The sequence below is a fragment of the Streptomyces durocortorensis genome, assembly GCF_016901035.1.
GTDB lineage: Bacteria > Actinomycetota > Actinomycetes > Streptomycetales > Streptomycetaceae > Streptomyces > Streptomyces durocortorensis.
In genome coordinates, this window is the sequence record NZ_JAFEUF010000266.1 from 1 (window position 1) to 8,421 (window position 8,421).

General features: G+C 71.5%; 5 protein-coding genes, 1 tRNA gene and 1 pseudogene. 4 read left to right on the forward strand and 3 right to left on the reverse strand.

Features of this window, described 5'->3' with window-relative positions:
* Both JS521_RS30700 and JS521_RS30705 read left to right on the forward strand, forming a co-directional pair.
* Nucleotides 1-538: pseudogene (locus tag JS521_RS30700) on the forward strand (hypothetical protein); the annotation flags it as partial.
* Nucleotides 539-645: 107 nt separating this feature from the next.
* Nucleotides 646-719 (forward strand) — tRNA-Ala (locus JS521_RS30705).
* Between the two features lie 118 nt (nt 720-837).
* Here the strand turns inward: JS521_RS30705 and JS521_RS30710 are convergent.
* Both JS521_RS30710 and JS521_RS30715 read right to left on the reverse strand, forming a co-directional pair.
* Nucleotides 838-3,588: a hypothetical protein gene (locus tag JS521_RS30710; protein WP_239488068.1), complete on the reverse strand. Its 2,751-nt coding sequence runs from the start codon at nt 3,586-3,588 to the stop codon at nt 838-840.
* Between the two features lie 642 nt (nt 3,589-4,230).
* A complete protein-coding gene (locus tag JS521_RS30715; RefSeq protein WP_307847976.1) occupies nt 4,231-4,581 on the reverse strand; it encodes a hypothetical protein in 351 nt (116 codons plus the stop codon).
* 327 nt (nt 4,582-4,908) lie between these two features.
* On the opposite strand from JS521_RS30715, the gene JS521_RS30720 reads away from it, so the two are divergent.
* The gene (locus JS521_RS30720; RefSeq protein WP_205086201.1) at nt 4,909-6,129 is read left to right on the forward strand and encodes a S1 family peptidase; all 1,221 of its coding nucleotides are present in this window, start codon (nt 4,909-4,911) and stop codon (nt 6,127-6,129) included.
* Between the two features lie 60 nt (nt 6,130-6,189).
* Here JS521_RS30720 and JS521_RS30725 read toward each other — a convergent pair whose 3' ends face one another.
* Complete coding sequence (locus JS521_RS30725) at nt 6,190-7,323, reverse strand: helix-turn-helix domain-containing protein (protein WP_205086202.1); 1,134 nt, start codon at nt 7,321-7,323, stop codon at nt 6,190-6,192.
* A gap of 139 nt (nt 7,324-7,462) precedes the next feature.
* On the opposite strand from JS521_RS30725, the gene JS521_RS30730 reads away from it, so the two are divergent.
* The coding region (locus tag JS521_RS30730) for an RNA polymerase sigma factor (RefSeq protein WP_205086204.1) at nt 7,463-8,421 on the forward strand (959 nt) is incomplete at its 3' end.

Below are 8,421 nucleotides of genomic sequence, written 5' to 3' on the forward strand. Positions count from 1 at the left end.
CCGGTCCGCCTACACGTTGGCCCGCCGCCGGGCGGCGGACGCGGCGCAGCGGCTCCGCGAGAACCGCCCGCTCTGTAACCAGCCCGCGGCCCCCGCCCCCGCAGAGCCCGACGACGACTCCGAAGCCCACCACCCGGAGCCGGAGCCGACCCCCACGGTCTCCCCCCAGGAGGCTGGCCGCCGCGCCCTGGTCGAGCAGACGGACCACGCGGAGTGGGTGGACCAGCAGCGCGAACGCGGGCGCGTCCAGGGCGACAGCTGGGAGCCCGTTCCCGTACCGCTGCCCACCTACGTCACCGCGCCCGTCGCCCCCCGGGCCACGGGCGGTGTGGAGGTCGGCGACCCGGAGACCTGGAGCGCGGCCCGCTCCAGCACCGCCGAGCCCACTCAGACGGGCACGTCGCACCCGACGCCCCCCGCGGTCGACCCGGCCCCGCGCCAGCGCACGAACCAGTCCCGCCGCAACCGCGACCGGGGCCGGACCCCGCTCTTCGACCAGTACGACGACGAGGACCGGCCGCGTGCGGCCAATGAGTGAGGCCCCCGGGGACGCCCGGGGGCACCGGGAAACCCGACGCCGCTGACCAGCGGAGGAACGGATTTCCAAGCACCCCCGTGAGGGTGCTAGAGTTTCACACGTCGCAAGGGCCTGTGGCGCAGTCTGGTAGCGCACCTCGTTCGCATCGAGGGGGTCTGGGGTTCAAATCCCCACAGGTCCACAACCGACAGTTCTTGAGTAGCTCTCAAGAAACGTCACGAGATCCCGTTCCGCCGAAAGGCGGGGCGGGATCTCGTCGTTTCCGGACGCGCGTCGCCGGCCCCTGTCCCGGGTTGTGCCTACCGCTCGTTCCGGGACAGGGCCGCCAGCAGGGGCAGATGCTCGGGCGCGACCCCGGCGATCGCCTCGACCAACTGATCCCAGGGGCCCAGGGCCAGGGCTTCGACGAGGAGGACGCGGCCCTCCGGGGTGGGGCCCAGCGAGTCGGCGATCGCTCCGAGGGCTTTGCTCCGGTGGCCCGGGGCGGTGATGGCGTCGGCGAGGTCCCGGGCTTCCTGCGTCGCACCGGAGCGGGCCGCGACCTGGATGACGGCGACCGTGCATCTTTCGCGCAGGGCGGGGGCGGAGATCTCGTCGAGGAGATCGACGGCGTGGGGGAGATCGCCGGTGGACGCCACGCCTGCCGCGATGTGGCCAAGGCAGCGTTCACCTTCGCGATTGTCCGCCAACTCCTCGGTCAGCCGCACCGCCCGTTCCAGATCTCCTGCCTCGACGAGCTTCGCCACGACGCCGGAGAGGAATTCGGGCACCGTGTCCTCCGGCAGGGATGGGGTGAGTGCGAGAGCCTCATCGACGTCCCCCACCGCGAGGAACGCGCCCGCGGCTCCGTACATGTGCCAACTCTGTTGGGAGGGGTTGCCCAAGGCCCTGGCCTCGTCAAGGAGAACCTGAGCCACCTCTCGGGCCCTGTTCGGGCTACCCGTCGTGTCGAACGCCTGGGCGATCTTCTGCATGGCGTGGGGGTACTCCGAGATATGCATTTTCTGCGAGGTTTCGTCGAGCAAGGAAGTGAGCAGGGAGTTCTTCCGGCCGTTGCTGCCGGTGAGATGCAGGCCCTCGGCCACCTCCACCATGCGCAGCACGCGTAGGTATCCCACTTCCGCCTCGGCCGACGCCTCGGCCCAGCGCACGAGAGTGTCCGCCTCTTCTCCGGCGTCCACCGCGGCCAGTGCCCCGGCCACTGCGATCTGTGACCTCACCTCGCCGCGTGGAACGCGGCTGCCCCGTGCGAGGTCCGTCGCCGCAGCCACCACCGTTTCGGCGAACTCCTGGTGACCTGCACGAAGCAAGGAGTCCGCGATGCCGATCCGAAGATCCACCTGCCAGTCAGGGGAGGACACTTCGCTGAGCACATGGAGGTTCCGGTCGGCCAGGTGTGCGCAGCGCGCCGGTTCCGCGGACTTCGCCAGAGCTGTTCCGACGGCGGCGAAGGCCTTGGACCGGTAGATCGGTGTCGTGATCTGTTCGGCCGTCTCCAAGGCTCTGCCCAGGTCGCCCGATTCGGCGGTGGCTGCCGTGACGGCGCACAACCCCTCGTCACGGTCGACCGGCTCGGGAAGGAAGTGGCCGACCACCCACGCCGCTCCTTCGTGTTCCCTGACCGCCGCCAGGCCGGCGGCGACCTGTGGGAAGAGCCAGCCGACCTCCTGGGGGTCGGCTGTCGCGGCCGACTCGGCCGACCTGCGGGCGATGCCGACCGCTGACGCCGTGAGACGAGGAGCTTTCGCCAGGCGTATGGCGATGTGACTTAGTCCCTGGGCCTTCCGGAACACCTCTGCGTCCTTTGTGGCGGAAACGGCCAGTTCTATCGCCTCCTGAGCCCGTCTGTCGTCTCCGAGCAGGGAAAACGTGCAGGCCAGGTCGGCGTATAGATCACCCTGCTTGACGCTGCTGGAAACGATCGCGACGGCCGGCACTGCGTTGCTGGCGCGGAGGAGGACAGCGGCCTGCTCACCCGGTCCGTCCAACGCGTCGGCATCGGCCGCAGCCCTGACGGTCGCGACGAGAGCTTCCACCCCTCGTTGCTCGTCTTCCAGACAAGAGGCCATGGCCAGGGCTTCGGTGTACTGGCCGGCCTCGGCCAGGCCCTTCGCGATCGCGGCCAGCAATTGGTCCCGGTCATCGATGCTGTCCACGTCGTACGTCAGCTCGATCACACGGGCCGGTCGACCGGTCGCGGCGAGCGACGCGGCGACAGTCACCAGAGCGGGCACCCGGACCCACGGCTCCCGCTGCGATTCCGCCAGGCTGATGGCCCGGTTTGTGTGTCCGAGCCGTGCCCACAGGCCGATGAGCTCCGCGGGCAGGGCGGCCGCACGTTCGTGCAGTCCGTCGCGGGCGGCGGCCAGGCGCAGAGCGGCGGAGACGTCCGCGTCGCCGATTCTCATGCCGTCCGAAAGCAGTTGGTCCAGAGACGCCGACAGTTCGCCGAGTCCCTCCAGGTCCGCCCCGGTGACCTGCCACAGCCGCTCATGCCGTGCCGCGTCGCACACCAGCTCCACCAGCCGCCCGGTATCGCCCAGTTCGCGCAGGAGCTGGGTGTAACCGCGCAGCAGGTACGCGGGTGTGGTGGCGGGCCAGTCCGTGCTCCGGTACGTCTGTGCCCACCGGTGCAGGCGCGTGCGGCAGTCCGCCAGCTCCGCGTCCGTGACCAGGTCCGCCGCGCTGCGCTGGATCTCCTCGTGGGCCAGCAGGTAGACCTCCGGCCCGCCGGGCGTCCAGTGCGCGGAGCGGCGGCGGAAGCTGCGGCCGCTGGCGGCGGACAGTTCGCGCTCCACGAGGCGGGGCCGGCTGCCGGTCAGTTCCGCGATGTCGCTCGCGCTGAGGCCGCCGCCCGCCGCCACCGTCAGGCTGACCAGCTCACGCCCCAGCCCGCCGCCGTTGAGGAGCCGCAGCAGGTCCTGCTCGGCGTCCCGGCGGGTGGCCTGCGCGTAGGGGGAGGGTTCCAGCCAGTGGTCGATCTCCGTGGTCCACAGCGGGTGGTCGCCGGGCACGTCGTCCGGAACGGGCGGGTGCGGTCGTCCGGCCACGATGATCCGCATGCCGTGCGGAGGCGTCCGGGGCGCAGCGCGGCGATGCTGTGGCAGCCCGGGCCGGCGGTGACGCCGTGGTCCTCGTCCAGCCCGTCCACCACGAGGACGAGCCGCCGGCCCTCCGCCGCGCAGCGCTCGGCCGCACGGTCCAGGGCGAGCCGCATCTGTTCGTCGCGTGTATGCGGCGTGCTCAGCGGCTCCTCCTCCCGCAACAGGGCGTACAGCTGCCGTTGAAGAACCTCGCAGAAGGCGGCCGCGTCGTTCTGTCCCGCCATGCGGGAGGTGATGAAGAACGCGACGACGTCGATTCCGGGCGGCGGATTCAGGACGAACTCCGCCAGCAGAGCGGACTTTCCGGCCCAGGCGGGGGCCAGCCAGCGCCAGTAGTTCTTCCCGGACACGCCCGGGGAACGTGCCTCCGTACTGAAAGACGCCAGCTCCGAAAGCTCGGCCTCACGTCCCCGGAAGTCGGCCGCGGCCATCCTTTCGACCTGGAGCAGATATCCCGAGACGGCGGTGCGGGGGACATGCAGGCTCACGTCGCCCGTGACCGCGCCGGTGTTCACGAACACCACGCCGCCCTCGGCCGACGCGTCGCCCGTCCCCTTCACCCCGATCCTGGCGTCGGCCACCGCGCCGCTACCCCTGCCGGAAGCCGGTGTTCGCGCTGCCCCCGTCGGCCTCCGCGTCGCCGGTGTCGCTGACGGACACCGAACCGGGCGGGGTGGTGGAGGCCGGAGCCGCGTAGCCGGTGTTGGCGTCGCCGCCCCGGGCCGTCGCCCTTCCCGTCGCCGAGACCTGCACGTCGGGGCTCCGAGGCGGACCGAGCGCCCCGTACACGCCGACTCCCAGGGCGGCCACGCCCACCACGGCCGAGACCACTCCGGCCACCTGGTCGGCCCGGTCCCAGCTCAGGAAGGACAGCACTCCGGCGAGCACGGCGACCGCCAGGCCCGTCCACATCAGTACGGCTCTTCGGCCACTGTTCACGGAGACGCCCCCCTCGTTCGAAAGGCAACTCTACTGCTGGTAAAGGGTGTTCGGGTGGGCTCCGGCGCTGCCGCATTTTCCCGGCGTAATGGTCCGCACCATCGCTTTCCGTCGATCTCTCTACAGTTCTCGGCCAGTTCTGTAGAAAAGAGCCCCACCGTCGCTTCTTGTCGCGGGAGTTCCGGCTGCGCCAGAGTTCGAGGCGCGGCGACAGGAACATGTCATCGCCGCCGGGCAGTGTCCATGGAACACATCGCGCTTCCCCAGGCGCGGTGTGGCCACCCCCCCCATTGTCTGGACGCTCGCCTGCGTAGCGGAAGGAATCGCGTGAAGCACGGAAAGAAGAACGCGCGCAGATACATCGTGGCCGCCTCGATCGGCGCCCTTCTGTCGGCCGGAGTCGCCACAGGGGCCTACGCCGGTACGACGGAGGAGCCCTCGGCGCCCGCGGCGGCGCCGGCCTACCAGCCGGAGATGGTCAAGGCGCTCGCCACCACCCTCGGCGTCAGCGAGAAGGCCGCAGTGCAGCGGTTGGACCGTGAGGCCGAGCAGCAGGACCGGTTCGCGGAGCTGCGGGAGGACCGGGTCGACACGCTCGGGGCCTTCTTCGCCAAGGACGGTTCGCTGGTCGTCAACGCCGCCGACGCCGAGGCGGCGAAGGACGTCCGGGCCGCGGGTCTCCAGGCCCGGGTGCCCGAGCGTGGTGAGAGCGAGCTCGACCGGATCAAGGCCCAGCTCGACGCCAAGGCGCTCAAGAGCGCCCCGGCCGGGGTCTCCGCCTGGTCCGTCGACCTCGCTTCGGACACCGTGACCGTCGAGGTCAACGGCGGCTCCGACGCCGCCACCCGCAGCTTCCTCAAGGCCGCGCAGAGCAACGGCGACGCCGTGCGCGTCGTCAAGGGCCAGGAGAAGCTGGAGACCCAGGCCGTCGTTCCGCCCGGCAGCCGCATGACCTTCAACGGCTACCTCTGCTCCGTCGGCTACGGCGCCAAGGACCGCAGCGGCAAGCAGGTGCTCGTGACCGCCGGGCACTGCATCGAGGACCTGCCCGAACTGGCCTACAACGGCACCCGGTTCGCCAAGGGCACCCACACCCGGTTCGCGCTCGGCACCCGCAGCGTCGACATGGGCATCGCGTCCGTCGACGCCGGCAACTCCATCGGCCTCGACATCACCACGTACGGCAAGGCCGGCACCGTCCCGGTCAAGGGCAGCAAGCGGGCCCCCTCCGGTGCGGCGCTCTGCAAGTCCGGCCAGACCACCAAATGGACCTGCGGCAAGGTCGGTTCGTACAACGTCAGCGTCACCTACACCGACCAGAACGGCGGTCCCGACACCGTCGTGACCGGGCTGGCCAGCTCCAGCGTCTGCACCCAGGGCGGGGACAGCGGCGGCGCGTACGTCTCCGGTGACCAGGCTCAGGGCATGACGTCCGGCGGGCCTACCAACCAGCGCTGCAACGGTCAGGTCAACTCGCCCGGCTCCTCCTACTTCCAGCCGCTCGACGACGCCCTCGCGTACTACGGGCTGACGCTCAACACCAAGTAGTCCCACCGCAGGAAAAGGCCGGCAGAAAAGGCCACCCCCCAGACGCGGGAGACCGTCCACTCATCCTGGGCGGTCTCCCGTTCCACTTGGCCCCGTGCCGCCCGTTCCCGTCCCGTACTCCCACGCCACCCCGTGCACGCCCGGCTTGCACCGGGAGGTCAGCACATGGACGTCGTGCGCCTCGCTCAGCGGGATGCGGCGGCGGCCGCGGGGCGGGTCGCCGACCTTGTCCCGGACATAGCGGTGGCAGTCGGCGGGCAGGGCGCCGGGGTGGAAGAAGACCTGCTGGAGGTATTCGTGGAGGTTCGTCCGCGACCAGCGTTCGTAGTGCGTGGCCGGCGTCTCGGACGGGCTCACCTCGACCGCGTAACTCACCACCGTGGTGTCCAGCTTGGCCAGTTCCCGGCCGAAGTGGATCTCCAGCACCAGGGACTTGAGCCCCTTCAGGTACGTGGCCTCCGTGAGGCGGCCGCAGGTGACCTTGATGTCGACGGGCTCGGCCGCCTCGTCGTCGAAGCTGATCACGAAGATCGCCCGGTCGGCCCCCGGCCGGCTGGCCCGCAGCACGTTCGTGGTGGAGATCCCGCTCAGCGTGCCGCTTTCGCCGACCCGCACGATGTCGTGGACCATCAGCGAGCTGGTCTCCTGGTTGAAGTGGCGGAAGCGGGCGCCGAGCGCCTTCTCCACCACCGAGTCCTCCCCGAGGATCTGGAGCGCCGCCCCCTCCGCGCCGGGCGGGGTGATCCGGCCACGCGGACGGCGCGGGCCGAGCAGCGAGCGCAGGGATCCGGCCGGCAGCTCCAGGATCTCCTCCAGTACGTCCACGGCCCGCAGGGACCGGGCCCGTTCGGGCTGGCTGCGGCCGCGCTGCCAGCTGCTGAGGGTGGCCTGGCTGATGGTGATGCCGCGCACCCTGAGCCGTTCGCTCACCCGCTCCAGGGAGAGCCCCCGGCGGTTCAGCGCCTCCCGCAGGACCTCGGGGAAGGTGTCGGCGCCGGTCGCCGCCGCGTGCAGGGCCGAGGTGGTGATGGCCTCGCCCGTCCGTGCCGCGGTGGCGTGCGCCTCGGTGGGCTGCGCGGGGGTGGCTCGTGCCGGAGTGGATTGCGCCTCCGCAGCCCGCGGATCGGCGGCTCGCGCTTCGGTGGAGCCCGGACCGGTGGCGCGCGCCTCGTCGGTGTCCGTATCGCTCGACATGTCCCTCCCGTTTCCGGCAGCCTCTCGGCGGGACGGCCTGCGGGCCCCCGCATACTGGTTGACCACCGGACGGGTGGCGGATAACAAATCCCCCAGGCGTGACCTGGCCCACATTCCGGCGGCGGACCGAACGAAGGGCGTGAACGGCGTGGACAGCACCGCTCTGGTCATCGCGGCGAGGAACGGCGACCGGGCCGCCGGGGAACGGCTCGCCGCCCAGTACCTCCCGCTCGTCTACAACGTCGTCGGGCGCGCCCTCAACGGCCATCCGGACGTGGACGACGTGGTGCAGGAGACCATGCTCCGGGCGCTCTCCGGCCTGCCCGCGCTGCGCGATCCGGCCCGCTTCCGCTCCTGGCTCGTCGCCATCGCCATGAACCAGGTCCGCAGCCGCTGGTCCAACCTCGGCCACCGTCCCGCCCCGCTGGAGGAGACCAACGACCCCGCCGATCCGGCCGCCGACTTCGTCGACCTGACGATCCTGCGCCTGGAACTCTCCGGGCAGCGGCGCGAGACGGCCGAGGCCACCCGCTGGCTGGACGACGCCGAACGCGATGTGCTGTCCCTGTGGTGGCTGGAGACGACCGGCGACCTCACCCGGTCCGAGCTGGCCGAGGCGCTCGGCCTTTCCCCGCAGCACGCCGCCGTACGCGTCCAGCGGGTGAAGAACCAGCTCGACGTCGGCCGCGCGGTCGTCCGGGCCCTGGCCTTCGACCCCCGCTGCCCGGCCCTGGAGGACCTGCTGGGCGACTGGGACGGTACGCCGACGCCGCTGTGGCGCAAGCGGATCGCCCGCCATGTACGGGGCTGTGCCTCCTGCTCCGACGGCAGTACGGGGCTGGTCCCGCCGGAGGGGCTGCTCTCCGGGCTCGCCCTCGTGGTGCCGCTCTACGACAGCGGGCAGCAGGTGGCGGTGGCCGTCGCCTCATCGGCCGCCCCGGCCACCGCATCCGCCGCCGCGCCCTCGGTCGCGTCCCACGCCGCCCCGGCCGCCTTCTCGGCGGGGAAGGCCGCCGGGCTCATAGCCGGGGCGGCCGCCGTGACCGCCCTCGCCGTACTGATCTGGCCCTCCGCCCCCGCCCCGCCCGAATCCCGGGG

Coding starts and splice junctions, on each gene's coding strand:
- JS521_RS30725 (WP_205086202.1), bottom strand. CDS start 7,323: ATGTCGAGCGATACGGACACCGACGAGGCGCGCGCCACCGGTCCGGGC.